We start from the raw sequence: 26,752 nt of genomic DNA, 5'->3' as shown, positions 1-26,752 counted from the left end.
TGAGTGTCCGCAGTGCGCAGAGCTTCGTGCAAGCCACTGTGGCGTCATGAACTGTCCATGCCAACCGCAACAAAGGTAATGACATGAAGAAGGCAAAACTGAGCCTGGCCTGGCAGATTCTGATCGGTCTGGTGCTGGGCATTCTCCTAGGCGCCCTGCTCAACCATTTCAGCGCCGACAAGGCCTGGTGGATCAGCAATATCCTTCAACCTGCCGGGGATATCTTCATCCGTCTGATCAAAATGATCGTCATCCCGATCGTCATCTCCTCGCTCGTGGTGGGTATTGCGGGGGTGGGCGATGCAAAAAAGCTGGGCCGCATCGGCCTCAAGACGATCATTTACTTCGAAGTGGTCACCACCCTGGCCATCGTGGTCGGATTGGTGCTGGCCAATCTCTTTCATCCCGGCACTGGCATCGACATGAGCACGCTGGGCACTGTGGATATCTCCCAGTACGAGAAAACCACGGCGGAAGTGCAGCATGATCATGCGTTCATTGCGACGATTCTGAATCTGATCCCGTCCAATATTTTCGCCGCCATCAGCCGCGGCGACATGCTGCCGATCATTTTCTTCTCGGTGTTTTTCGGCCTCGGGCTGTCCAGCCTGAACGCTGAGGTTCGCGAGCCATTGGTCAAAGTGTTCCAAGGCGTTTCCGAGACGATGTTCAAGGTCACACACATGATCATGAACTACGCCCCCATCGGCGTATTCGCGCTGATCGCCGTGACGGTTGCCAACTTCGGCTTCGCTTCGCTGCTGCCTTTGGCGAAACTGGTCATTCTGGTTTACGTGGCCATCGCCTTTTTTGCATTCGTGGTGCTGGGGCTGGTCGCCCGCCTGTTCGGTTTCTCGGTGGTCAAGCTCATGCGTATCTTCAAGGATGAGCTGGTGCTGGCGTATTCCACGGCGAGTTCCGAAACGGTACTGCCGCGTGTGATCGAGAAGATGGAAGCCTATGGCGCTCCCAAAGCCATCAGCAGCTTCGTGGTGCCGACAGGCTATTCATTCAATCTCGACGGATCGACCCTCTACCAGAGCATTGCTGCGCTGTTCATCGCTCAGCTATACGGTATCGATCTGTCGATCGGCCAGCAGTTGATGCTGGTCTTGACCCTGATGGTCACCTCCAAGGGCATTGCTGGCGTACCGGGTGTCTCATTCGTCGTGCTGCTGGCGACCCTGGGCAGTGTAGGCATTCCATTGGAAGGCCTGGCGTTCATTGCCGGTGTCGACCGCATCATGGACATGGCGCGCACCGCACTCAACGTGATCGGCAACGCCCTGGCAGTGCTGGTGATCGCCCGTTGGGAAGGCATGTATGACGACGCCAAGGGCCAGCGCTACTGGAACTCCCTGCCCCATTGGCGCAGCAAGGAGGCCTCGCCGACGCGTCAGTCGGTCGTCGAGTGACCCGTCTCGCTTGAAGTCAGACCCCGGCGTGTCCGGGGTTTGTTGTTTCGTCCTGCGCCGCTATCATCCCCGCATCGTGTGAGGGGGTGTACTGATGCTCAATGGCCTGTGGCTTGGCTTTTTCGTGGTCGCGGCAGTTTCCGCGCTGGCGCAGTGGCTGGTGGGCGGCAATGCCGGGGTGTTTGCTGCGATGGTCGAAAGCATTTTCGCCATGGCCAAGCTGTCAGTGGAAGTCATGGTGCTGCTGTTCGGTACGCTGACGTTGTGGTTGGGCTTTCTCAACATCGCTGAAAAGGCCGGAATCGTCGACTGGCTCGGCAAAGCACTTGCGCCGCTGTTCCACCGCCTGATGCCTGAAGTCCCTCGCGGGCACCCCGCGTTGGGGCTGATCACGCTCAATTTTGCGGCCAACGCCTTGGGTTTGGACAACGCCGCCACGCCCATAGGCCTGAAAGCCATGCGCTCGCTGCAGGAGCTCAACCCCAGCCAGACGATTGCCAGCAATGCGCAGATCCTGTTTTTGGTGCTCAACGCTTCATCGCTGACCTTGTTGCCTGTGACGATTTTCATGTACCGCGCGCAACAAGGTGCGGTCGATCCGACCATGGTTTTCCTGCCGATCCTCCTGGCCACGAGTGCTTCCACGCTGGTGGGCCTGTTGTCGGTGGCGTTCATGCAGCGTCTGCGGTTATGGGACCCTGTGGTGCTCGCCTATCTGGTCCCCGGCGCGCTGCTGCTGGGTGGATTCATGGCCATCCTCGCCGGGCTGTCCACGGCGGCGCTGTCGAGCCTGTCGTCCATTCTGGGTAACGTCACACTGTTCGGCATCATCATGGTCTTTCTGCTGGTGGGTGCGCTGCGCAGGGTCAAGGTGTACGAGACTTTTGTCGAGGGCGCCAAAGAAGGCTTCGATGTGGCGAAGAACCTGCTGCCGTACCTGGTGGCGATGCTCTGCGCTGTCGGTGTTTTGCGGGCTTCGGGCGCCCTGGACCTGATCCTTGAGGGGATTCGCCACGCCATCCACTGGGCGGGCCTGGACACCCGATTCGTCGACGCATTGCCCACGGCGCTGGTCAAGCCGTTTTCCGGCAGTGCCGCTCGAGCGATGCTGATCGAGACCATGAAAACTCAGGGCGTCGACAGCTTCCCTGCTTTGGTGGCTGCGACCATTCAGGGAAGCACCGAAACCACATTCTATGTGTTAGCCGTTTATTTTGGGGCCGTAGGCATTCAGCGCGCGCGTCATGCGGTCGGGTGCGCGCTGCTGGCCGAGTTGTCAGGCGTGATCGCCGCCATTGCGGTGTGTTATTGGTTCTTCGGCTCGGCGGTGTAATGCTTCTGGCCCTGCTCGACGGTCCACTGCATCACTTGGGCGGTCAGCGCATCGCTGGCTTGACCGAAGCTGGCCACAACGGCTGAGACCTGCTTGTCGGCCACGGGTTGGTGGACCTCGAAACGGCGGCTGGCGATGATCCGCTGGCGGTCGTCCGCCAGCCGCGCGTCGAGACGAATCACCACTTCAATGGCCTGCCCCCGGTACTCGCTCTGAAACGCCTGTAGCTCGCCCCCCAGCTCGAAATCCGCCTGCAGATTGCTGTCGTCGGTGCTGATCGACTGCACACGACCATCACGGTAAAAAGCGTCAGCCAACCGGTTACGCAGCAGCGCTGGCGCAGGATCACTCCAGCGCGCACCTTTGTAGCTACTCAGCACGTCCCCCTGTGGAATGACTGCAATGCGCGCGCTGTCCAGGGTTTCGCTGGCCTTGGGCCGCGCCACGCGTAACGACCAGGCCACCGGCGTCGTCGCTTTGCTGGCGGCCAAGGTGGTGGGTAGGCGATAGACATCGGAAGGCTCTTGCTTGGGCAGAATCGAACAGGCGGCTATGGCCATCAGTGCGCTTGTCAGCAATGAGCGGGTGAGGAACTGACGTGCAAGCCTCATGGCTCGAACTCCTTATTCTTGTCGCTACCGAGCAGGTAGCCGCTGGGGTTGGCGTTCAAGCCGCGGGAAATGGTCTTGAGCGACGCCAGTGTTTCACGCAGTTCGCGGATCGCCGGGCCCAACTCGCTCAGGCCTTGCAGCCCGCCGTCGACCGAGTCTTTGTTGGCTCTGATCAGCCGGTTGATCGTGTCGGTACTTTCCTGCAGCGACACCATGGCCGCTTGGCCGGTGGCGATCGCCTGCTTGCCGTCCACCGTGAACAGCACGTTGGCGTTGCGCATCGCTGTCGAGGTCTGGTCGAGGGTGCTGCTGGCCTGTTTGCTCAACGCCAACAGCTGCTTGAGCGTCTGACGAATGTCGTCGCGCTGTTCGGCGATCACCGCAGTGGTCTGCTCCAGGTGACCCAAGGTATTGCTCAAGGCCACTACGTTTTTGGACGACAGCAGTTCATTGGCGTTGTGAAGCAGCGTGTTGATCCCGGTCAGCAGATCGTTGCTGTCGTTGAGCAGCCGCGAGATAGGTGAAGGCGATGCGATGATTTCCGGCAGGCTGCCATCATCGCTTTTGAGCGGCTGGCTCTGAGGCGTGCCGCCACTGAGTTGGATAATCGATGTGCCCGTAATCCCGGCAAGGGCCAGTTTGGCGAAAGTGTCGCGTTTGATCGGGGTCTCGCCGGCGACGCGAATCTGGGCCAGCACCCGGCGTGGGTCCTGTGGGTCGAGGCGAAGGTTGACGACATCCCCGACCTTGATGCCGTTGTATTGAACAGGGCTGCCACGGGACAGCCCCGTCACCGCCTCGTTGAACACCACTTGGTAGTCCTTGAATGCGGTGTCGATGCTGGACTTCGCCAGCCACAGGCCGAACAGTAACGCGGCGGCGACCGCGATCACCGTGAACAGGCCGATCAAGACGTGATGGGCGCGGGTTTCCATCATGAGACCTCGTGAGGGTGAGTGGCTGCAGCGTAGGCCGAGCGGCCACGCGGGCCATGAAAGTATTCGTGAATCCAGTCGTCCTTGTAGGCCGAGACCTTGTCGATGCTGTCGGCCACCAAAACACGCTTTTGCGCGAGCACGGCGACGCGATCGGTGATCGTGTAAAGCGTGTCCAGATCGTGGGTCACCATGAACACACTCAGGCCGAGCGCGTCGCGCAGGGTCAGGATCAGTTGATCGAACGCCCCGGCGCCAATCGGGTCGAGGCCCGCCGTGGGTTCATCGAGAAACAGAATGTCCGGGTCCAGCGCCAGCGCTCGAGCCAGTGCTGCGCGCTTGATCATCCCGCCGGAAAGCGAGGCGGGGTATTTGTGGGCCGCCGACAACGGAAGCCCGGAAAGCGCCATTTTGATTCCGGCCAGGTGCTCCGCCTCTTCTCGGCTCAAACCGGCATGTTCGATCAAGGGCAGCGCCACGTTTTCCGTGATCGTCAGCGAGGAGAACAAAGCCCCCTTCTGAAACAGCACACCAAAACGCCGTTCGACCAATGAGCGCTCTTTATCTGGCAAATTCAGCAGGTCCTTCCCGAGCACCTGAACATTGCCCTCTGCAGGCCTTTGCAAGCCGACGATGCTGCGCAGCAGAACAGACTTGCCGCTCCCCGAACCGCCGACCACCGCGAGAATTTCGCCACGATACAGGTCCAGGTCGAGGTTCTGATGCACCACCTGGGGACCGAAGCGGTTGCACAGGCCTCGAACCTGAATCACTGTTTCATTGGGTTGAACGCAACGTCGGGTCACCAGCCCATCTCCATGAAGAACATCGCAGCCAGCGCGTCCAGCACAATGACTACGAAAATCGATTGCACCACGGCCGATGTGGTGTGCGCGCCCACCGATTCGGCGCTGCCTTCCACTTTGAAGCCTTCCAGGCAGCCGATGGCGGCAATGAAGAACGCGAAGATCGGCGCTTTGACGATGCCTACCAGAAAATGCTGCACACCGATGTCCGCTTGCATCAACGACAGAAACATCGCGGGTGAAATGCCAAGGGACAGCGCGCATACCACCCCGCCTCCGATGATGCCGCACATCATGGCCAGAAACGTCAGGACCGGCAGTGAGATCAGCAGCGCCAGTACGCGGGGAAGTACCAGCATTTCGGTAGGGCTCATTCCCAGCGTGCGCAAAGCATCCAGTTCCTCGTTGGCTTTCATTGAGCCGATCTGTGCCGTGAAGGCGCTGGCAGTACGGCCTGCGAGCAGGATGGCGGTCAACAACACGGCAAACTCACGCAAAAAAGAAAAGCCAATCAGGTCGACGGTAAAGATCGTTGCGCCGAAGGCCTTGAGCACCGTAGCGCCGAGAAACGCGACAACCGCGCCCACCATGAATGTGAGCAGCGCGACGATGGGCGCCGCGTCCAGACCGATCTGTTCGATGTGAGCGATGACGGATGTGGTACGCCAGCGCCTTGGGCGCAGCATCGTGGCGACGAAGCTTTGCAGGATGAGCCCTATGAAGCCCAGCAATTGCAGGGTGTCGTTCCATACCACTTCAACCGCGCGTCCGATCCGCGCCAGCAATTGCGTACCGACCGGCACCTCTGGGTCTTTCACGGGCTGGCAGTAGTCGCACAGCGCACTCTGAATGGTTTGCATCAACGCACGGCTGGATTCCGGCAGATTCGGCGCCTGCACGGCCAGCAGTCTCAGTCGCTGGGCACCGAGTAATTCCACCAGCAGCGATGCCCCGGCCGTATCCAAGGCGCCCAGCCCGTCCATGTCGACCTGCGTGGCAGGGCTGAACGCAGCGCTCAGCGCATCGGTCTGGCGCTTGAGGTCGTGGTAATGGGCGAGCGTCCAGTCTCCGGCAATCCACATTTGTGCAGGATGTGTCGAAGTGTCCAGTCGGACACTGCCGCACGCATTCGGCGAGCGGTTGGCGAGGCTCATCGTTGGGGTCATGGGCACGAGCTTAGTTGGTTTTTGCCGGGTCAGATGAACCCTCTGCTGGCGCATCTTCATCATTGTGCCCTGCGCCGGATGAGTCCGTTTCCTCTGCGCCGGGCTTGAGACCCGCAGGCTTGATCTTCTTGCGCGTAACAGCAGGCTGATCCGTATCGGTCACTTCAAAGCGCAACACGCCGATCATTTGGCCATCCTCCGTCATCACACGCACCTGCCACTTACCGAGCACATCCGGTGGGAAATTCTGTTTGTGGGTCCACGCGCGGTAGCCTTCCTTACGTCCACCGTGAATGTCTAGTGCAATTCGATCCACCTCTTCGCCGTTGTGGCGCCACACGTGATAGATCCGCTCGTCCAGACCGCGCGGTGCATTGATCGACGTATAGGCGTAGAGCCCGCTGCTGCGCAACTGGTTGACGCCGATTTCCTGAACGCTTTCGCCTGGGCTGCGATTCTGGTTGTCGAACTGTGTGCTGACGGCCACCTCCGTCATCCACAGGGTGGCCGGTGGTACCCAGGAGCGCAGTACCCAACCCGCCCCCCCGATGGTCGCCACCAGTAACATCAGGCCCAGCCCCCGTTTGAAACTGGTGACCGGAAAACTCATCGCCAGGCTCGGTATCGACAGCAGCATGGCGGTGGCCAGTGCCAGTTTGTAGCTCTGCGCTGTTGTCAGGTGCAGGATAATCGGCAGGGCCGTCAACATGGCGGCGAAGAGCGTCAACGTATGCAGGGCGAGGAATAGCCAGCGGCGCGGTGCCAGCCATTTGTAATACAGCGGGTCGATGATCGAGACCAATCCTGCGATTGCCAGCAACCCGGTGAACGCCAACTGGCCGCTGTTCCAGGTGGTGGTGATGGAGAAGAAGGGCAGTACGAAGAACAGACTTTCCTGGTGGATCATCTGGGTGGCATAGCGCAGTAGAGGTTGTGGGATTTCCCGCTTCAAGAGCTTTGCGAGGACTTTGACGGCGCTGTTTTCCACCATCAACCACAACCAACTGATCAGCAGCAGAACTGCCACCCAACTCGCGAGCCGGGCCTGGCGGTCCACCATGATGAAGCTGGCCACACCCGAGCAGAATCCGAACAGCGCAATCAGGCCCGGATAACGTTTAATGAATTCCAGCACGCGCTGCACGGCGGAATTCTGGATGAGGGCGTTTAAGTCCGGCATGTCGGTGGTCACTTGGGCTGTAGGACAGATCCTGTGGAGGATAGCAATGCCGGGCGGCAGCAATGAATGTTTGCGGTCCTGCCGAAACTTCGCGACAGGGCCTCGACAGCGGTCCCATTACGATGGACGTTTTTTGTACACCCGCCAACGCCAGACAATCAGCAAGCCCACCATGGCCGCCAGCGCTATCCCGATCTCATATAACGCGTCATAGCCGAGCAACGGCTCTTCAATACGCAGATAGCCCGGCTGAGTCAGCATCTGCCGAAGCGCCCGGTTGGCCAGGTCCAGGCTCACAGCCTTGGTGCGTTTGCCCGGATCCTCGAACCGACCATCCGCATAGTCGTTCAGTGCCCCCCAGTAATAATCGGCCAGCGCGCTGTTGCCTTGCGCCGCCCATGCTTGCTTGGCGATGGACGCCTGCTGCAGGCGGGCGAAAGTCGCCGGGTCCATCCCTTCCTTACGCAACCGCTCCAGCATCGCGCGAACGGACGTGATGGCGGCCTCCACGTCATCACGGTCCAGATCGGCATTAAGGCTCAACAAACCCGTGTCACCGAAGGCCTCGCGGTCCGCCCATGGTCCGTAGGAGTAGCCCTTGTCCAGACGCAACTCGCTGTAGAGGGACCAGTCCAGATAGGCTTTGACCAGATCCCAGGTTTCATCATGCTGTTCGCCCATGTCGGGCTCTGGAAAAAACAGGTGCAGCCTGGCACCGTTCCCAACGAATCCGCGCATGAGGGTTCGCTCAGGCTCGGCTTTCTCGCTGGTGGTGGCCAGAGGGGGATGCTCGGTGGGATCAACGCCGTTGAGCTGGCCGTAAGTCCGTTCCAGGTAGGCGGGCAGCAGCTTATCCAGATCGCCCACGATGATCAGGGTCATGTTGTTCGATGCGTACCAATGATCGTGGAGCGCTTCGACCTGCTCGAGTGTCAGGTGATCGACTTCCGGACGCTCGGCGCATTTGAGTCCCAGCTCGACGGCCAATTGGTTGCTCGCGCTATGGCCGAGGTCGCGTTTGTCCAGCCAGCGCTGCAAATGGGAGTAATGTCCCCCATCCTCCCGCTCGACGATGCGTTTGGCCATGTCCAGGTTGGCTTGGTTGATCTGCGTGCGCGTCAGCACATCGAGCAACAGGTCCAGTACCTTGCGCTGGTTCTGCGCAGGTGCCTCGATCACGAAGGTGGTGTCCGTATTGCTGGTGAAGGCGTTCCACTCCCCGCCCAGCGCCTGCATCTGCCGTTCGAGGCCGCCTTCCCCGGCGTCGTCTATGCCGCTGAACAGCAGATGCTCCAGCAGATGTGGCAATTCTTTGTCTGCGCACGGAAAGTCATCGAAGCCGACGCCGACCACCAGCCGGATCGACACATGGCCTTTTTCCGCTGGCTTGAGCAAGAGCTGCAACCCGTTGGGCAGCACGTAGCCTTCCACTTGAAAGCGGTCGAGGGCCGTCGAGGTGAAAGAAGTCAACAACAGGACTGCAAACAGCAGGCAACGCATATGAACGGGTTTCCGCGCGGGCCGGTATGTGTAACAGACTTCTGTCCGGCTCCGGCGTTCCTCTCGATTACTCTGGCTGGCTCTCGCTGGACAGGGCCCCGGTGTCAGAGGTCTCAAGAACGGCATAGGCGCTGCTGCAGAACAGGGAATTCAGTCGCTTCATGTCGGCGATCAGCTCAAGGTGTAGCGAACTGGTCTCGATACTTTGCACGATTTTACGTTGCAACCTGCTGACATGAGCGTGGGCCAGACGTCGCTCTTGTGCCCGAAACCGACGTTTTTCACGCAGCAACTGCCGGGCACTTTCCGGATCGCCACTGAGAAACACCGACAGACCAAGCCGCAGATTGGCCATCAACTGTTCATGCAACCCCGAGAGCTCTTCCAGGCCGACGTCGGAAAAGGAACGGCGCTGTGAGGTCTTCTGTTGCTGGACCTTGCGCAACATGCGTTCGATCAGGCCGCTGGCCAATTCCAGATTGATCGACAATTCGATGATTTCAGCCCAGCGACGGTTGTCCTGGTCGCTCAAATCTTCGCGGGGCATTTGCGCCAGGTAGAGCTTGATGGCGTTGTACAGGACTTCGACGTCATCATTGAGGCGCCGCACTTCCTGGGTCACCGCCGTTTGATTGCCGCGCAAGACCTCCTGCATCGCGTGCAGCATGCTGTCGATCAAGTCCCCCATGCGCAGGGTTTCCCGCACCGCATTGGCCAGTGCCAGGCTGGGCGTCGACAGTGCTGCCAAATCCAGATGGCGAGGTTTGGTCTGACCGTTGACTTCCGCTGCCTGGGGCAACAAGGACGCGCACAGCCGGCCCATCGGGCCAACGGTGGGCAGCATGATCAAGCAGCGCACTGAGTTGTAGATCACGTGGAAGCTGATCACCAGGCTCGACGGGCTGACATTGAGGGTGTCCATCCAATTCACCAGTGGCGTCAGCACCGGAATGATCAGCAGCAAGCCGATCAACTTGTAGAGCAGGCTGCCCAAGGCGACCTGACGCCCAGCGACGTTCTGCATGCTGGTGCTGAGAAAGGCCAGCAGCCCACTGCCGATATTGGCACCGATCACCAGGCCGATGGCGACGGGCAAGCTGATGATTTCCGCGCCCGCCAGCGTTGCAGTGAGCAGCACGGCGGCCAGGCTGGAGTAGGAAATCAGCGCGAACATTGCGCCGACCAGTGCGTCGAGGAGGATGTCCCCCGTCAGCGAAGCGAACAGCACTTTGACCCCGGCGGCCTGGGTGATCGGCGCCGCTGCCGTGACGATGAGCTGCAGGGCCAGAATGATCAGCCCCAGCCCGATGCCGACGCGACCCAACTGGCCGACGCGGGTCTGTTTGCGAGACAGGAAGAAAACCACCCCAAGAAAGATCAGCAGCGGCGAGAGCCATGATAGGTCGAATGTCAGAATTCGCGACATCACCGCCGTCCCGACATCGGCGCCCAGCATGATAGCCAGCGCAGGCGTCAGCCCCATAAGGCTCTGACCGACGAACGAAGTCACCAGCATGGCGGTGGCGTTGCTGCTCTGGACCAGCGCTGTGACGAGAATCCCGGCAATGAAAGCCAGCGGACGTTTGGCCATGTTCTGGCTGAGCACACGGCGCAATTGCGAGCCGTAGACGCGCAGAATCCCAGTCCTAACGATGTGCGTGCCCCAGATCAACAGCGCGACGGCGGAGAGCAAATCGAGCAGGGTCAGCATACGGAAAGCCCCCTGTTAAAAGCCCGGCGGGTCAGAGCAACTGGCGTCCGGCGGGCAAACATGAATGTACGGCGGATAGTGAGGGGCGCCCTGCGGCCACTGCGCGAGGTTGCCTGCTCAACTAAAGCTTTAGTCGGCTTGAAGCCTTATTGCCAGCATGGCACAGATGATTATTGCGTGAAACAAATCTGTCACAAATCAGCCAGTTGGGCCAGTGGTTGGGCACTGTCGACTCATGCTTAGCCAGAACACGCTGTGCTCTGGGGCACGCGGGCTGCTCAGCGGAGGCGATCTCCGTTTCTTGAGCAAGCCCGTCTCCGAAGGCGATCTTCGTCAACCCAAACGGGGCACATTTCAATGCCCCCGTTCCCATCCCACAGAGCGCGTCGGACGTTATTGACCCGGCACGTCTTTGCGAAGTTTCACCGGATCATTCGTTGCCTTCTTCTTAGCTATGGCGGTGCGCATCTTGATGTTGATGGCTTCAACCGCCAGCGAGAACGCCATGGCGAAATACACATACCCTTTCGGTACGTGGACATCGAACGATTCGGCGATCAGCACTGTACCGACCACGATCAGAAACGAAAGCGCGAGCATCTTCAGTGAAGGGTGTTTGTCGATGAATTCGCTGATAACGCCCGAGCACAGCATCATCACCAGCACGGCGACAATGATCGCGGCGATCATGACGGGAACATGGGACACCATGCCGACGGCCGTGATGACCGAATCCAGCGAGAACACGATGTCGATGATAGCGATCTGCACGATCGTGTAGAGGAATTGGCCGCCCTTTCCTTTTGGCTCTTCCAGCGTTTCTTCCTCGCCCTCCAAGCCGTGGTAAATCTCTTGCGAGCTTTTCCACAGAAGGAAGAGCCCGCCAAAAAACAGGATCAGGTCGCGGCCAGAAATGCCCTGCCCCACCACCACGAACAGATCGTCGGTCAGGCGCATCACCCACGTGATCGACAGCAGGAGCAGGATACGAGTGACCATCGCCAGCGCTAGGCCGAAAATCCGCGTACGCGGTTGCATCGTCTTGGGCATGCGGCTGACCAGGATCGAGATCATGATGATGTTGTCGATGCCGAGCACGATTTCCAATGCGGTCAGCGTAAAGAAAGCAACCCAGATCTCCGGGTTGGTCAGCCATTCCATTACAGATTCCTTTGAGCTTGTGAGCCTTCACGGATGCACACCCGAGAAGGCATAAAGTGTCTTATAGACTGCTGAACACCGGGAAGATCCCCATCAGCAGCGCAGCAATCAGGATGCAAACGCAGACCAGCACCGCCCATTTCAGGGTGAAGCGCTGATGATCGCCGAATTCGATCCCCGCCAGCGCGACCAGTAGATAGGTCGACGGTACCAATGGGCTCAGCAAGTGGACGGGCTGGCCGACGATTGAGGCACGTGCCATTTCCACGGGGCTGATGCCATAGTGCGAGGCGGCTTCAGACAGCACCGGCAACACGCCATAGTAGAACGCATCGTTCGACATGAAAAACGTGAACGGCATGCTGACCACAGCGGTGATGACCGCCAGGTAAGGCCCCATCGCTTCAGGGATCACCGCCAACAGGCTCTTGGACATCGCATCGACCATGCCGGTGCCGGACAGGATACCGGTGAAGATCCCTGCCGCGAAGATCAGCCCGACCACCGCCAGCACGCTTCCGGCGTGCGCGGCGACGCGGTCTTTCTGCGCTTGCAGGCACGGGTAGTTGACGATCATCGCGATGCTGAACGCGATCATGAACAGCACTGGCAGAGGCAGCAGGCCCATGATCAGGGCCACCATCAGCGCCAGGGTCAGGGCGGCATTGAACCAGATCAGCTTGGGACGACGTGCCTCAGGGAACTGCGAGACACTGATTTCGCTGTGATCCACTTCGTCCCCTGGCAGATGCAACTCGCCCAGACGCGCACGCTCACGTTTGCCGTAGAAGTATGCGATGACCAGGATTGCCACCACCCCGGCCAGCATTGCGGGAATCATCGGTACGAAGATGTCGGAGGGATCGACGTGAAGCGCGCTGGCTGCGCGCGCGGTCGGACCGCCCCAGGGCGTCATGTTCATCACGCCCCCTGCGAGGATGATCAGCCCCGCCATGATGCGCGGGCTCATGCCCAGACGGCTGTAGAGCGGCAGCATCGCGGCGACGCAAATCATGTAGGTGGTGGCGCCGTCGCCGTCCAGTGATACGACAAGCGCCAGCGCAGCAGTGCCGACGGAAACTTTGACCGGGTCGCCTTTGACCAGCTTCAGGATCTTGCGCACAGCCGGGTCGAACAGGCCCGAATCGATCATCAGTGCAAAGTAGAGAATGGCAAACATCAACATCACGCCAGTGGGCGCGAGTTTGGTAATACCGGCCAGCATCATCGGGCCGATGTCCGAAGCGAAGCCGCCGAACAAAGCGAAAACGATCGGCACGATGATCAAGGCGATCAGTGCAGACAGGCGCTTTGTCATGATCAGGTACATGAAAGCGACGACCATGGCGAAGCCGAGGAAGGTCAGCATAGGGAAGTACTCCAGGTGTTGCGCGACGTGAAAAACGGATGAGGTGAAGTAATCAGCTCAGCCCGTGCGGGGCGCAGAGTTGGAATACGAGCGAGGAATACAGGGGGGCACTGGAAAGCATCAGAATCACCAAGTTGTTGTTGTAGATGGGCCGGACGTCATCGAGAGAAAGTCCTGGCCTGATCGGTCTGTGGCCGACGGTGACGCGATGCTAATCGCCTTAGCTTTCAGCCAGCTTTCGGCGCCATTGGGCTTGTTCATCTTTCACAGCTGAAGAAAATCGGCTTGCAGGTAGTCAGAGCCTGAACACGAACGGGAGAACGACAATGAGTGAACGGCATACCGGTGGCTGCCACTGTGGCCACCTGCGTTATCAGTTGGACGCACCCCTGCGGGACATCGCGCACTGCCACTGTTCCATTTGTCGGCGCACCTCGGGTGGGATCGTGACGACGTGGGCCACGGTGCCGCTGGAAGCCTTCGAATGGTTGGCAGGGAGTCCTGCCGCTTACGACTCAGGGCCGACTTGCGTCAGGTATTTCTGCAATATCTGTGGGGCACAGGTGGCTCTATTCAGCAGAAACAGTCCTCAGACGATGGACGTGACCATCGCCACCCTCGACCACCCCGAAAGCGTCCGGCCTGACCGGCATATCTGGGCCGATAACCGCCTGCCGTGGTTGCACTTGGACGAGCATCTGCCAGAAGAGCGGGAAGAGACCAACTAGATAACCGCAGACAGGGGACTGGCCGACGCAGCGTGGCTGGTCCGTGATCTGTCTTGAGCAGGCAGCAGATCCAGGCAATGCGACATGGCTAAGCCTATCGGGGTAGCCGGTTCACTACCGCCGCGCACCGGACCGGGAGCACGTTCGCGCTTAGGGGCGCAAGCAGAGTCGGCGCGCCTGTGGTGATGACAGAGAGGGGCTTTTTACGGCAATTCTAGGCCACCCGCCGCCTTGTGCAGCGCGCGCAGGTGTTCACCTATCTGCTTGAGGTTACCTTCGGTGGCGGCAATCTCCGCCGCGCGATCCGGCTCCAGTAGCGCCCTCACCTCCTTATCGAGGTCACCGCTGAGGCGTGCCAGTTGCTTCTGCCGCTGGCTGCTTTCGGCTTCGAGCCGTCCCCATTCACCTTGCTGCGGTAAGCCATAGCCACCGCTGCCCAGCAACTCCGCAGGCCGACTCAGGAAACCACTGTTGGCGAGGATATCCTGCAATGTTCCGGTCGCCTGGGACACGCGGTTGTCCTTTTTCTCGACCGCGCTGAGGTAACGCTGCTTGACTTCGTCCTGGGCCAGCAACAATTGGCGTCGCATGCTTGCCTGCTCCAGCAACAGCAAGGCTGCACTGGCCCGCAGATCGGCTTTGGCGAACCAAGGTTGTCGCTCTTTTGCAGGCAGCGCCAACCAGTCCTCGACCGTCTTTTCATGGACGTTCGTACTGTTGCGCAGCACATCGAACATCGCTTGGTAGCGATCCCGATACGAGTCGAACCGATAGCCGAGCCGCAACGCCCTCTTCGGGTCATCCAGCACGCTGGTGTCGGCCAGCCCCCTCCCCTTGAGCACTTCCAGAAGACCGTTGGGCATGATGCTGTCCAGTCCGATCAGTCGCGGATCGTTGGTCCCGCTGCGCAAGAGTTTCAGGTTCTCGACGGCACAGTTGTTCGACAGGAACCAATAATTGCCGTCATACGCCCAGTGCATCTCGGCGGCATGCTGCACCAGCCCATCGATTTCGTCGCGAGAGAGTTTCAGCGGGACCGACGCCAGGCTGCGAAGCTCGGTTTTCGTGTATTCGTCGATCACTTGGCCCAAAGGCAGCACGAACAGACGAGAGGGATATACCCCCGTCAGCCCGCTCCAGCTCGACAGTTGCAGGTCGTTGACGAAAGCCCGGTAGGACAGCACCAGGTGCTGATCCAGGTCGAGGCGACAATCCGGACCGCGCGGGCGGCCCGGTTTGCAGATCACTAGCCGCAACATGCTATGGCCCCACCGGCTCACCAGATTCTGGTTGGCCTCGGCCAACAGATAGTCAACTTCGTACACCCGTTCCGGATCGAGCTTGCCCAATGGCTCGCGCGCAAAATCATTGCCGGCGTTGAGGTAGGGATAGGATGTGGAGCATGTGTCTTTGGCTTCGGGCGCCCAGTTGAATTGCTGCTTGTAGTAGGCGTAAAGGGCAGGCCGACGGCAGGCGTAAGCGGGGTCGAGCAGGAAATATTCCATGTTGACCGCGACGAACTCCAGCGGGCTGGTGATCTCGTAAATGTCCGGGCTGCGCGCGACCTGCCCGTTGCGTTCTTCGCGTTCGCCTCGGCGCCCGACGTATTGTGGCCAGCCAGCCAGGTCCAGCAGGCGAGGGTCATCGCTCAGGGTGAAGCGTCGGTCGGTCTGACCCCGGCAACTGTCGCGAAGCCCAACCTTGCCAACGCTGTTGCCCTGACGGGTGCAGGCGATGATGAGCTTGCGGGCTTCAGGCGACCAGAGTTGCGCGTGATCGTAGATGTGGGTCAGCTCGTGCAGCACCGTGGCGAGCATTTCCTCGCGAACAGTGCCATGGGGGCGATTGGTTCGGGTGGTGGCGGCACTGCCATCCGTCAGGCCACTCAACAAGCGTTGGTTCAAATCCAGACGATATGGCCCGTCGGCACGACCGTAAGCATTGGACGGCATGTCGTCGGTCCATCGAACTTCGACTTTCCGGTCCAGCTTGCTGACGAACAGGGGCGGCAGGTGCGCCATCGCTTCGTCAAGCAGCGCCTGGCTGGCTTTCGTCTGCTCACGATTCAACCCGTCGGTGTAAAGCGACAGGCTCAAATCGGCAAGGGCGCTCGTGCAGAAAAGCGAAAGTGCAGACCCCAACAGCCAGGCGGCTACGCATCTCACAGTGCGAGGATGGCTTCGGCGAGATCCTGATCACTGGCGTCACGGGCTTCAGGCAGACGCTCGCGCAGGGTCGCAAACGCGGCATCCAGGCGGGCGCCATGGATGTTGCCATTGCTGGCAACGTAGCTGGCGGCGTCGTCTTGGGCTTCCACGATCATTTTCCAGTTACGCACTGACGAGGTGGTGTCGGAAGTGAAATCAACGCTGCGCCCCAGCGCGCGCACGACGATGTTACTGGTGGCTTTCAAGGTTTGCGCGTGCGCGACATCGGTCAGCAACAACAGACCGAGGGCGGCGGCGATCAGCGGGGTACGCATGGAACGGCTCCAGAAATACAGAAATGCAAAAGTGACTATTGGACGAGAATTGCCTGCGCCAGTTCAAGGTCGCTGGCATGAAGTTTTGACGTGGACCTGCGCAGATACATCAATGCAGATTCCAGTCGAGCGCCTCGCAACTGGCCATCCGTGGCCACGAAGGCTGCCGCATCATCGTGAGCGGCAACGATCAGCTTGTTGTCGAATGGCCCGGTCGTCACCTGGCTGGTGGCATACCCGCTTTTGACCAGGCTTTGTGTGGTCGTATCGAACGCATGGGCCTGGGCGATGCACATCAGCCCGGCGATCGATCCCATCAACAGGCGAGTCAATGAACGCATGAGACTTCGTGAGTGGCGGAACGAGAGCCAAAGGCTAGCGCAAATGCCCCGGGCAGAGCCAGTAAACACGTCCGGTCTAACGGTACGAAAGCTGTCGCGTGGCTGAACTTGAATCAAATAGCCAGGATCGCCTGAGCCAGTTGTTCATCGCTAGCGTTCAGATTCGGGCTGATTTCCCGAATATGCTGGAAGGCACCTTGAAGGCGAGCGCCACGGATGCTGCCGTTGCTGGCAACGAAACTGGCTGCATCGTCCTTGGCAGCCAGCACGATTTTATCGTCGTGAAAGGAAGAAGAGATTTTCGAAGTAGCGTTCGAAGAGGCATCCAGTGCCCGCACCACTGTATCGGTGGTTACAACGAAACTCGAAGCCTGGACTCCGGTGGCAGCGATCAGGAGCGCTGCAGCGCTCAACAGGTGAATGCGGGGCATGGTAGTACTCCAACGGAATGGATCGAGACCGCGCACGCGTTTTTGTCGGATAAGACAGTCCGGCAGGCGATCGGGCAAGGGAGAGGCAAGACTAGCGTAACCGGCTCTTAGCGACTATCTCGGCGTAGCGTCGGCAGTGCGCGAACGCTAACAAAGCCAAACTGTACCTGTAGTAATTTAATTCTCCAAAACTGTACCTGTTGTAGGATTCAGCCGCCAAGAGGGTTTATGGCGCTCTGAAACGACAAAACCCGTCAGCAGTCACCTGCGACGGGTTTTGTAGGAATTTGGGTTGCTGGTGAGAGGCTCTCAGCCTGGGACCAGCAGACGCTTAATCAGCGCCAGAACGGCTTGCTCAGCTCTTCGTAACGCTGGGATTCGCTGATACCGGCGTCAGCCAGCAGGCGAGCATCCAGACGAGCCAGTTGGTGGCGGCTGGACAGGCGACGCTGCCAGAGCATCAAGTTGGCGAACATGCGCAGCGGCAACGAGGCTTTAGCGGATTTTGCGGTGTCTTCGTAGAACAGTTCGGAACTTACGGTGCGTTCCATGGTGCTTCTTCCTTCCGCTTGTGGCGGGATTAGATAGTGGCTTGATTGGTGCCAATCTTCCTCTCGTTGCCCGCCTCTCTCCAGACACAGTTCAATCGTATTGTGCTGCTCCAGTTAACTGTGGAGGAGCACTGTTTTGTTCGGATTTGGGGCAACTGTACCGGTTTGCACCTTAATGATGCATTTTGTGCGCTAGAACGGTGAAAGCTTTGCGTTTAGCGCTGGATGTGACCGGTACAGCAGAACAGTTTTTGAATATATCTCGATCAGGCGGGCCATGATGGCGACGAATGGTCGTCGCCATAGCCCAACTGTTTTCTCATACGGCGAGCATGCGACCGGTTTCTTCCAGATTAAGGTGCCAACTGAGTGCGTCGCGCAGGACATGGGGAGTATGCCCTCCCAAGGCGCAGGCACGGCGGAAATAATCGTTCAACGCTTCTCGGTAAGCCGGATGGACACAGTTATCGATGATTACCCGGGCGCGTTCACGAGGTGCCAGGCCGCGCAGGTCTGCGAGCCCCTGCTCGGTCACCAGGATGTCGACGTCGTGCTCTGTATGGTCAACATGACTGACCATAGGCACCACGCTCGATATCGCGCCGCCCTTAGCGATGGACTTGGTGACGAAAATCGCCAGATGCGCGTTGCGCGCGAAGTCGCCCGAGCCACCGATGCCGTTCATCATCCGTGTGCCTCCGACATGAGTGGAATTGACGTTGCCGTAAAGGTCGAACTCCAGAGCGGTGTTGATGCCGATGATGCCCAGGCGCCTCACGACTTCCGGGTGATTGGAGATCTCCTGGGGGCGCAATAACAGTTTCGGTTTGTACTGCTCGAGGTGATTGAACACCGCATCGTGCTTGCGTGCGGACAGCGTCATCGAACAGCCCGACGCGAAATCCAGCTTGCCCGCTTCAAAGAGGTCGAATGTCGAGTCCTGCAGCACCTCGGAATACATCGCCATTCCATGGAAAGGCGAGTCGATAAGCCCTGTCATCACCGCATTGGCAATGGTCCCGACGCCTGCCTGCAAGGGCATTAACTGATTGGTCAGCCGGTGCTGGCGCACTTCATTTTTGAAAAACTCCACCAAATGACCTGCAATGGCCTGCGTTTCATGATCCGCAGGCAATACAGTCGAGGGCGAATCGTTTTGATCGCTGAACACGATGCCCACGATTTTGGCTGGATCGATCCGCACCGCCTGGCTGCCGATGCGGCTATCGGCTTTCAGCACAGGGATCGGCAGGCGTGTTGGCCGATAAGTCGGAATATAGATGTCATGCAGGCCTTCGAGCTCGACCGGCTGTGCGGTGTTGATCTCGACAATGACCTTCTCGGCCAGGATCGCGAAGCTGGCCGAGTTGCCGACCGAGGTGGACAGTACCAAGTGGCCTTCTTCAGTGATTGCCACACATTCGATGACCGCAATGTCGACAGACTTGATCTGGCGGTTGCGCAATTGTTCGACGGTATCGGACAAGTGCTGGTCGATGAACATGACCGAACCATCGTTGATGGCCTTGCGAAGTGTGTTGTCGACCTGGAAGGGCATGCGGCGCGAGAGTACGCCCGCTTCAGTCAGTTGCTTGTCAAGATCGTTGCCCAAGCTGGCGCCGGTCATCAGGCTGATTTTCAGTGGATGGGCCTTGGCCCGCTCGGCCAGGGCCTTCGGGACTGCCTTGGCTTCACCGGCGCGGGTAAAGCCGCTCATGCCGATGGTCATGCCGTCCTTGATCAGGGAAGCGGCATCAGCCGCGCTCATTACCTTGCTCATCAGCGACGGCAGGCGAATACGTTCACGGTGCATGGAGTGTTATCTCGAGACGAGGATGCGAGCGACCCAGTCTAGAGATTTGAGCGTGTTTGGCTCCCCGACCAAGGTCGCATGGGAGGGCTCTAATTGGCGGGTTGGCGCGCAAAACACCTTTACGCAGGATGTAAAAAACCCTCGACCGATGTCCGCGTCGAGGGTCTGTCCAGCCGTAGGCCAGCGTCGTTATTCGACAGCCTTGACCATGTCTTCGATGACTTTTTTGGCGTCGCCGAAGACCATCATGGTCTTGTCGAGGTAGAACAGTTCGTTATCCAGGCCTGCGTAACCGCTGGCCATCGAACGCTTGTTGACGATGATCGTCTTGGCCTTGAAGGCTTCGAGAATCGGCATGCCCGCGATCGGGGATTTCGGATCGTTCTTGGCCGCCGGGTTGACCACATCGTTGGCGCCTAGCACCAGAACCACGTCTGCCTGGCCAAATTCGGAGTTGATGTCCTCCATCTCGAACACTTGGTCATACGGCACTTCAGCCTCGGCCAGCAGTACGTTCATGTGCCCTGGCATCCGACCCGCCACAGGGTGGATCGCGTATTTGACGGTCACACCGGCGTGGGTCAGCTTCTCCGTCAGCTCTTTGAGCGCGTGCTGAGCGCGCGCCACTGCGAGGCCGTAGCCTGGGACGATAATCACGGTGTCGGCGTTGGTCAGCAAGAAGGTGGCGTCGTCAGCCGAGCCGGATTTGACTGGCCGAGCTTCTTTAGCCCCGCCCGTCGCGCCTGCGTCTGCCGCCCCGCCGAAACCTCCGCCGATCACGTTGAAGAACGAACGGTTCATGGCCTTGCACATGATGTACGACAGAATCGCACCCGACGAACCGACCAGCGATCCTGCGACGATCAGCATGGAGTTGTTCAGCGAAAAGCCAATACCGGCGGCTGCCCAGCCCGAATAACTGTTGAGCATCGACACCACGACGGGCATGTCGGCACCCCCGATCGGGATGATCAGCAACACCCCAATCACGAACGCCAGAATCAGCATGATCGCGAACGCGAACAGACTGCCAGTGAACATGAAGGTCAGGCCAAAGAACAGCGTCGCCAGGCCCAGGATCAGATTCAGCTTGTGCTGACCGGCAAACTGCACCGGTGCGCCCTGGAACAGACGAAATTTGTATTTGCCTGATAACTTGCCGAACGCAATGACCGAGCCGGAAAAAGTGATGGCTCCGATGGCTGCGCCAAGGAACAACTCCAGGCGGTTACCGGTTGGGATCGAATCGCCCAGGTGTTGAACGATACCCAACGACTGAGGCTCGACGACCGCAGCGATAGCGATGAACACCGCTGCCAGGCCGATCATGCTGTGCATGAACGCGACCAGTTCCGGCATCTTGGTCATCTCGACGCGTTTGGCCATGATCGAACCGGCCGTACCGCCCAGCAGCAGGCCGATGACGATGTAACCGATACCGGCGCTGGCACCATCGGTGGACAGCGCTGCCAGCTTGAACACCAGGCCGATGGTGGTCAGGACTGCCAAGCCCATGCCGCACATGCCGAACAGGTTGCCACGCCGGGACGTCGTCGGGTGCGAGAGGCCTTTGAGGGCCTGAATGAAGCAAATCGCGGACACGAGGTACAGCAGAGTCACGAGGTTCATACTCATTACTTAGCCACCTCATCCTTGGCAGCACCTTTGGTAGGGGCTGCTTTTTTCTTGAACATTTCCAGCATGCGACGGGTGACCAGAAAGCCACCGAATACGTTGACAGCGGCCAATGCGACCGCCAGCGTGCCCATCGTCTTACCCAGCGGGGTGACCGTCAGCGCAGCAGCCAGCATCGCGCCGACGATAACGATCGCCGAAATCGCGTTGGTGACTGCCATCAGTGGGGTGTGCAATGCAGGGGTGACGTTCCAGACCACGTGGTAGCCGACGTAGATCGCCAGTACGAAGATGATCAGGTTGTAGACGCCATGAGAGATCAGCATGTCTTCCATCAATATTGTCCTCAGCCGTTCTTGCGGACGATCTGGCCATCGCGGCACATGAGGCACGCGGCGACGATGTCGTCTTCGAGGTTGATCTCGAGCTGGCCTTCCTTGGTGAAGATCAGCTTCATGAAGTCCAGCAGGTTGCGCGCATAGAGCGCCGACGCGTCAGCCGCCACCAGGGCAGGCAGGTTGGTATGGCCGACGATGGTCACCCCGTGCTCGATGACCACTTGATCCGCCACGGTGAGCGGGCAGTTGCCGCCTTGGGCCGCCGCAAGATCAATCACCACCGAACCGGGTTTCATCTGCGAAACGGTCTCTGCGCTCAGCAGCACCGGCGCCTTGCGTCCGGGAATCAATGCAGTGGTGATCACGATGTCCGCCTGTTTGGCGCGTTCGTGAACGGCTACTGCCTGGCGCTGCATCCAACTGGCGGGCATGGGGCGCGCATAGCCTCCTACACCTTCCGCAGCCTCGCGTTCTTCATCTGTTTCGTAGGGAACGTCGACAAATTTGGCACCCAGCGACTCGATCTGCTCTTTGACCGCAGGGCGAACGTCAGACGCTTCGATCACCGCGCCCAGGCGTTTGGCGGTGGCGATGGCCTGCAGGCCGGCAACCCCAGCGCCGAGGATCAGCACACGCGCAGCCTTTACCGTGCCCGCGGCGGTCATGAGCATTGGCATGAAGCGCGGATAGTGATGTGCAGCCAGAAGCACCGATTTGTAACCGGCGATGTTGGCTTGCGACGACAGCACGTCGAGGCTTTGCGCACGTGATGTCCGAGGTGCCGCCTCAAGGGCGAAAGCGGTAATGCCGCGCTCGGCCATCTTGGCGATTATTTCGTTGTTGAAGGGATTGAGCATCCCGATGACCAACGTGCCGCTCTTGATCAGCGCCAGCTCGCTGTCACTTGGCGCGACGACCTTGAGAATCAGCTCTGCGCCGAAGGCGTCAGCGGCGCTACCAATCGAAGCGCCTGCAGTTTGGTAGGCACTGTCCGTGACGCTGGCGGTTATACCTGCGCCCGACTGCACGGTGACCGTGTGGCCTTGGCCGATGAGTTTCTTGATGGTTTCCGGAGTAGCAGCAACCCGAGTTTCACCGGACTGGGTTTCTAGGGGGACACCAATGTGCACGTCAAATCTCCTGCGTGATCTTTTTATCTTTGAAAAATAGGCCAGCGCACTACGGATGGCGCGTCTGGGACAGCGATCACCACGACCCCGTCAACAAAGCGGGGCGCGGCATTTTGCAGGGGTAACCTAGGACGTTCAAGCAATTCTGTAACGGGACGTGTCTTTTACTACAAGTCACCCTGTGACCGATTGACGCAACAAAAAGCTGAAAGCCTTTAATTTAAAGGCCTACAGCTCGATTTGTCCGTTTCAGCGTATTTTTAAAATCCTGATTCGAAATGATGTCCTATCAGGCCAAAGACCGCGTATTTCAAAGCGTTCAGCCTGTTTTGGATATAAAACACGGGTGTTTCGTAAATGCGACATTCCGAGATATATGTAGCGCTTCATAGATACTTACTACAAAGTTAGTCAAGCCCCTCCAACCCAGCAATTCCGGGCAGATTGAAGGTCTGTGCCTGCTCCACCAGCCAGTCTTTAAAGGCTTTTAATGATACGGATTCGACTTTCCGATCGGGAATCATCAGGTAATAGGCTTTTGCGCTCGCCAATGGATGCGTGTTCGCCACGACCAGCCGTTGTTCCTCCAGCTCGCGCTGGATCAAAAAAGGCGGGATCAGTGCGACACCCATCTCATGCATCGCCGCCTGCGCGAGCATGGAGAACAACTCGTATCGCGGCCCTGTCATATCTCGCGCCACGCTCAGGTCCATTGAGTTGAACCATTGCCGCCAAGCGTAGGGCCTTGTGGTTTGTTGCAGCAGCGGCATTGACGACAATTCCCCTGCGCTAAGTCTGGGTTTGTTGCCCAAGATTTTGGGGCTACAAACAGGCATTGGGTTTTCGCTCATCAGGCGATGAGACTCGGTACCTGACCAGTCTGCATCGCCGAAATAGATGGCGGCGTCAAAGTCGGTATCGGCGAACAGGAAAGGTCGAGTGCGATTGGTCAAGTTGACCGTGACGTTTGGGTGCCGCTGCTGGAAGTCCCTCAGGCGGGGCAACAACCACTGCGTGCCGAATGTCGGGACCACCGCAAGTTCGATCACATTCGCACCTTGAGGGCCCATCACCGACAGCGTATCCCTTTCAACGGCGTCGAGCTGGGTAGCCACGCGTCGACTGTAAGAAAGGCCTGCTTCGGTCAACTTCACTCCCCTGCGAGAGCGTCGGAACAATTCCACATTCAGGAATTCCTCAAGCCCTCCGATCTGTCGGCAAATGGCACTTTGAGTCAGCGAAAGTTCTTCGGCTGCCTTGGTAAAGCTTTCGTGTCGCGCCGCAGCTTCGAAGCTGACCAGCGCAGCAGTGCTTGGAATTCGGCGGCGCATGTACGTCAACCTCACTTGTCATGTCGGATAGTTGCGCGATTGCGCATTACGAAGTGAGAAATTATCACAAGTATGTTCGCAATCCTCGTTTGCCCCCTCCCGAGGCACGCCTTAGCATCGCTTCAAGACTCACCTCGGCTCCGGCCGAGGAAACCATTTAGTGAGGAGACGAACATGGGTGGTAAGGCAAGCTTCAATTGGATTGACCCCCTGTTGCTGGATCAGCAGCTCACCGAAGAAGAGCGCATGGTGCGCGACAGTGCAGAGCAATTCGCTCAAGACAAGCTTGCCCCTCGTGTCCTCGAAGCCTTCCGGCATGAAAAGACCGATCCTGCGATCTTCCGTGAAATGGGTGAGGTCGGTCTGCTGGGTGCGACCATTCCCGAGCAGTATGGCGGCAGCGGCTTGAACTACGTTTGCTATGGCCTGATCGCCAGAGAGGTTGAGCGTGTCGATTCTGGCTATCGCTCGATGATGAGCGTGCAGTCGTCGTTGGTCATGGTGCCCATCAACGAGTTCGGCAGCGAAGCGCAGAAGGAGAAATACCTGCCCAAGCTGGCATCCGGTGAGTGGATTGGCTGCTTTGGCCTGACGGAGCCCAATTACGGCTCGGATCCTGGCGCGATGATCACCCGCGCCCGGAAAGTGGACGGCGGTTACCGACTGACTGGCAACAAAATGTGGATCACCAACAGCCCTATCGCGGATGTGTTCGTGGTCTGGGCAAAGGACGACGCCGGAGACATCCGCGGGTTTGTCTTGGAGAAGGGCTGGCAGGGGCTGAGCGCTCCGGCAATCCACGGCAAAGTTGGGTTGCGTGCCTCGATCACCGGGGAAATCGTGATGGACAATGTATTCGTCCCCGAAGAGAACATCTTCCCGGAGGTTCGCGGTCTGAAAGGGCCGTTTACCTGCCTCAACTCTGCCCGCTACGGCATTTCCTGGGGAGCGCTTGGGGCCGCCGAGTTCTGCTGGCACACCGCTCGCCAATACACGCTGGACCGCCAGCAATTCGGTCGTCCGCTGGCAGCCAATCAATTGATCCAGAAAAAGCTGGCCGACATGCAGACCGAGATAACGCTGGCGCTGCAGGGGTGCCTGCGATTGGGGCGCATGAAGGACGAAGGGACGGCAGCCGTCGAGATCACCTCGATCATGAAGCGTAACTCCTGTGGCAAGTCGCTCGACATCGCGCGAATGGCCCGCGACATGCTGGGCGGTAATGGTATTTCCGACGAGTTCGGCATTGCTCGCCATTTGGTCAACCTCGAGGTCGTGAACACCTACGAAGGTACCCACGATGTGCATGCCCTGATCCTGGGGCGCGCTCAGACCGGCATTCAAGCCTTCTACTGAGGGGGAGTCAGCCATGGGGGCGTTGTCGCATTTGCGAGTGTTGGACTTGTCCCGGGTGTTGGCCGGCCCCTGGGCAGGGCAGATTCTTGCCGACTTGGGCGCCGATGTGATCAAGGTCGAGCGGCCGGTCCATGGCGATGACACGCGTGCCTGGGGGCCACCTTTTTTAAAGGATGGGCGCGGCGAGAATACCTCTGAAGCGGCCTATTACCTTTCTGCCAACCGTAACAAGCAGTCTGTCACCATCGACTTCACACGACCTGAAGGTCAGAAGTTGGTTCGTGAACTGGCGGCTAAGTCCGACATTGTGATCGAGAATTTCAAGGTTGGAGGCCTCAAGGCATACGGGCTGGATTACGCTTCGCTGCAAGCTGAAAATCCACGACTTATCTACTGCTCGATTACCGGTTTCGGGCAGACCGGGCCCTACGCGCAGCGGGCGGGCTACGATTTCATGATTCAGGGGTTGGGCGGGCTTATGAGCCTGACTGGCCGGCCAGAGGGCGAAGAAGGGCAGGGACCTGTCAAGGTGGGTGTCGCATTGACTGACATTCTGACCGGGCTGTACGCCACATCGGCGATTCTCGCGGCGTTGGCCCATCGGGATCAAGGCGGGCCTGGCCAGTACATCGACATGGCATTGCTGGATGTACAGGTTGCCTGTCTGGCGAACCAGGCCATGAACTATCTCACCACTGGCACGCCGCCGCGACGGTTGGGGAACGCACACCCTAATATCGTGCCATACCAGGATTTTCCTACAGCTGATGGCGACTTCATCCTTACGGTGGGTAACGACAACCAATTCCGCAAGTTTGCTGAGGTCGCCGGCCAGCCGCAGTGGGCTGACGATCCTCGGTTTTCGACCAATAAGCAGCGGGTGCTGCATCGCGCAGAGTTGATACCTCTTATTCGTCAGGCGACGGTGTTCAAAACCACGGCGGAATGGGTGCAGTCCCTCGAGCGTGCGGGTGTTCCGTGTGGGCCGATCAACGACGTCGCCCAAGTATTTGCAGATCCCCACGTTCAGGCACGAGGCTTGAAGGTCGAACTGCCCCATGCGCTGGCCGGGACGGTGCCTCAGGTCGCGAGTCCTCTTCGTTTGTCCGAGACGCCTGTGGAATATCGACGTGCGCCGCCGCTGTTGGGCGAACACACGCTTGAGGTGTTGCAACGGGTATTGGGGCTTTCTGATTCAGCCGTGATGGCATTACGGCAAGCGGGTGTTCTGTAGCGCTTTTAAAAAGTGGCGGAGGCTTCCTATATAAACAGAAGCAACTGATTGTTTTTGCCAGGATTTCGCCTTTTTGAGGCAAACTTCAAATTAAGGGTTGACGGGCCTTCAGATGTCTCTATAATTCGCCCCACTTCCGGCGCAGTCGGAACCGAAAACTCCTTGAAGATCAACGAGTTAAAGGTTTCAGATAAG

24 protein-coding genes are annotated in these 26,752 nt (G+C 58.9%); 5 read left to right on the top strand and 19 right to left on the bottom strand.

The genetic code is table 11. The features are described from left to right. Positions 1 to 83: 83 nt before the first annotated feature. Together gltP and N5D61_RS23655 are read left to right on the top strand one after the other, a co-directional pair. Complete coding sequence (gltP, locus tag N5D61_RS23660) at positions 84 to 1,415, top strand: glutamate/aspartate:proton symporter GltP (protein WP_108236410.1); 1,332 nt, start codon at positions 84 to 86, stop codon at positions 1,413 to 1,415. A 94-nt stretch (positions 1,416 to 1,509) separates the two neighbouring features. After that, a complete protein-coding gene (locus N5D61_RS23655; protein WP_279894382.1) occupies positions 1,510 to 2,748 on the top strand; it encodes a spore maturation protein in 1,239 nt (412 codons plus the stop codon). Here the strand turns inward: N5D61_RS23655 and N5D61_RS23650 are convergent. From N5D61_RS23650 to N5D61_RS23610, 9 genes are all read right to left on the bottom strand, one after another. Continuing rightward, the gene (locus N5D61_RS23650; protein WP_108236412.1) at positions 2,721 to 3,359 is read right to left on the bottom strand and encodes an ABC-type transport auxiliary lipoprotein family protein; all 639 of its coding nucleotides are present in this window, start codon (positions 3,357 to 3,359) and stop codon (positions 2,721 to 2,723) included. The genes N5D61_RS23655 and N5D61_RS23650 overlap by 28 nt on opposite strands. Beyond that, positions 3,356 to 4,294, bottom strand: coding sequence for an MlaD family protein (locus N5D61_RS23645; RefSeq protein WP_279894428.1), 939 nt, complete (start codon positions 4,292 to 4,294; stop codon positions 3,356 to 3,358). The genes N5D61_RS23650 and N5D61_RS23645 overlap by 4 nt, the downstream gene beginning before the upstream one ends. After that, positions 4,294 to 5,100 carry an ATP-binding cassette domain-containing protein gene (locus N5D61_RS23640; RefSeq protein ID WP_279894381.1) on the bottom strand — a complete coding sequence of 269 codons (807 nt, stop codon included), beginning with the start codon at positions 5,098 to 5,100 and terminating at the stop codon, positions 4,294 to 4,296. The genes N5D61_RS23645 and N5D61_RS23640 overlap by 1 nt, the downstream gene beginning before the upstream one ends. Continuing rightward, entirely contained in the window at positions 5,097 to 6,254 is a 1,158-nt protein-coding gene (locus N5D61_RS23635; RefSeq protein WP_108236415.1) for an ABC transporter permease, read from the bottom strand. Before N5D61_RS23635 ends, N5D61_RS23640 begins: the two co-directional genes overlap by 4 nt. Positions 6,255 to 6,276: 22 nt before the next feature. Further along, entirely contained in the window at positions 6,277 to 7,446 is a 1,170-nt protein-coding gene (locus N5D61_RS23630) for a DUF5924 family protein (RefSeq protein ID WP_279894380.1), read from the bottom strand. A gap of 117 nt (positions 7,447 to 7,563) precedes the next feature. Beyond that, the gene (locus N5D61_RS23625; RefSeq protein WP_279894379.1) at positions 7,564 to 8,946 is read right to left on the bottom strand and encodes an insulinase family protein; all 1,383 of its coding nucleotides are present in this window, start codon (positions 8,944 to 8,946) and stop codon (positions 7,564 to 7,566) included. A gap of 67 nt (positions 8,947 to 9,013) precedes the next feature. Beyond that, positions 9,014 to 10,657, bottom strand: a complete 1,644-nt coding sequence (locus tag N5D61_RS23620; RefSeq protein ID WP_279894378.1) for a Na/Pi cotransporter family protein — start codon at positions 10,655 to 10,657, stop codon at positions 9,014 to 9,016. A 393-nt stretch (positions 10,658 to 11,050) separates the two neighbouring features. Further along, complete coding sequence (locus N5D61_RS23615) at positions 11,051 to 11,818, bottom strand: TerC family protein (RefSeq protein WP_279894377.1); 768 nt, start codon at positions 11,816 to 11,818, stop codon at positions 11,051 to 11,053. Between the two features lie 61 nt (positions 11,819 to 11,879). Continuing rightward, a complete protein-coding gene (locus N5D61_RS23610) occupies positions 11,880 to 13,187 on the bottom strand; it encodes a CitMHS family transporter (protein WP_108240576.1) in 1,308 nt (435 codons plus the stop codon). Between the two features lie 326 nt (positions 13,188 to 13,513). Between N5D61_RS23610 and N5D61_RS23605 the strand changes: the two genes are divergently transcribed. Beyond that, entirely contained in the window at positions 13,514 to 13,915 is a 402-nt protein-coding gene (locus N5D61_RS23605) for a GFA family protein (RefSeq protein ID WP_108240574.1), read from the top strand. Between the two features lie 203 nt (positions 13,916 to 14,118). On the opposite strand, the gene N5D61_RS23600 is transcribed toward N5D61_RS23605, so the two are convergent. From N5D61_RS23600 to N5D61_RS23555, 10 genes are all read right to left on the bottom strand, one after another. After that, positions 14,119 to 16,080, bottom strand: a complete 1,962-nt coding sequence (locus N5D61_RS23600; protein ID WP_108240573.1) for a DUF4105 domain-containing protein — start codon at positions 16,078 to 16,080, stop codon at positions 14,119 to 14,121. Next, the gene (locus tag N5D61_RS23595; RefSeq protein WP_108240572.1) at positions 16,077 to 16,397 is read right to left on the bottom strand and encodes a DUF2388 domain-containing protein; all 321 of its coding nucleotides are present in this window, start codon (positions 16,395 to 16,397) and stop codon (positions 16,077 to 16,079) included. The genes N5D61_RS23600 and N5D61_RS23595 overlap by 4 nt, the downstream gene beginning before the upstream one ends. 35 nt (positions 16,398 to 16,432) lie before the next feature. Next, positions 16,433 to 16,738, bottom strand: coding sequence for a DUF2388 domain-containing protein (locus N5D61_RS23590; RefSeq protein ID WP_108240571.1), 306 nt, complete (start codon positions 16,736 to 16,738; stop codon positions 16,433 to 16,435). Positions 16,739 to 16,851: 113 nt separating this feature from the next. Next, positions 16,852 to 17,169 carry a DUF2388 domain-containing protein gene (locus N5D61_RS23585; protein WP_279894376.1) on the bottom strand — a complete coding sequence of 106 codons (318 nt, stop codon included), beginning with the start codon at positions 17,167 to 17,169 and terminating at the stop codon, positions 16,852 to 16,854. Positions 17,170 to 17,504: 335 nt separating this feature from the next. Beyond that, the gene (locus N5D61_RS23580) at positions 17,505 to 17,720 is read right to left on the bottom strand and encodes a DUF1127 domain-containing protein (protein ID WP_108240569.1); all 216 of its coding nucleotides are present in this window, start codon (positions 17,718 to 17,720) and stop codon (positions 17,505 to 17,507) included. Positions 17,721 to 18,039: 319 nt separating this feature from the next. Then, on the bottom strand, positions 18,040 to 19,533 hold the full coding sequence (locus N5D61_RS23575; RefSeq protein WP_279894375.1) for an acetyl-CoA hydrolase/transferase family protein: 1,494 nt from the start codon (positions 19,531 to 19,533) through the stop codon (positions 18,040 to 18,042). A 189-nt stretch (positions 19,534 to 19,722) separates the two neighbouring features. Continuing rightward, entirely contained in the window at positions 19,723 to 21,168 is a 1,446-nt protein-coding gene (locus N5D61_RS23570; RefSeq protein WP_108240567.1) for an NAD(P)(+) transhydrogenase (Re/Si-specific) subunit beta, read from the bottom strand. Beyond that, entirely contained in the window at positions 21,168 to 21,503 is a 336-nt protein-coding gene (locus N5D61_RS23565; protein WP_108240566.1) for an NAD(P) transhydrogenase subunit alpha, read from the bottom strand. Before N5D61_RS23565 ends, N5D61_RS23570 begins: the two co-directional genes overlap by 1 nt. A gap of 11 nt (positions 21,504 to 21,514) precedes the next feature. After that, the gene (locus N5D61_RS23560; protein ID WP_108240565.1) at positions 21,515 to 22,636 is read right to left on the bottom strand and encodes a Re/Si-specific NAD(P)(+) transhydrogenase subunit alpha; all 1,122 of its coding nucleotides are present in this window, start codon (positions 22,634 to 22,636) and stop codon (positions 21,515 to 21,517) included. Between the two features lie 407 nt (positions 22,637 to 23,043). Then, entirely contained in the window at positions 23,044 to 23,967 is a 924-nt protein-coding gene (locus N5D61_RS23555; protein WP_279894374.1) for a LysR substrate-binding domain-containing protein, read from the bottom strand. Positions 23,968 to 24,141: 174 nt separating this feature from the next. On the opposite strand from N5D61_RS23555, the gene N5D61_RS23550 reads away from it, so the two are divergent. Together N5D61_RS23550 and N5D61_RS23545 are read left to right on the top strand one after the other, a co-directional pair. Next, on the top strand, positions 24,142 to 25,323 hold the full coding sequence (locus tag N5D61_RS23550) for an acyl-CoA dehydrogenase (protein WP_108240563.1): 1,182 nt from the start codon (positions 24,142 to 24,144) through the stop codon (positions 25,321 to 25,323). Positions 25,324 to 25,336: 13 nt separating this feature from the next. Further along, positions 25,337 to 26,557, top strand: coding sequence for a CaiB/BaiF CoA-transferase family protein (locus N5D61_RS23545; protein ID WP_279894373.1), 1,221 nt, complete (start codon positions 25,337 to 25,339; stop codon positions 26,555 to 26,557). Positions 26,558 to 26,752: the final 195 nt, after the last annotated feature.

This window comes from Pseudomonas sp. GD03842 (assembly GCF_029841165.1).
Classification (GTDB): Bacteria; Pseudomonadota; Gammaproteobacteria; order Pseudomonadales; family Pseudomonadaceae; genus Aquipseudomonas.
The sequence above is the reverse complement of the archived record's forward strand: the minus strand, read 5'-3'. Positions and strand labels throughout refer to the sequence as shown.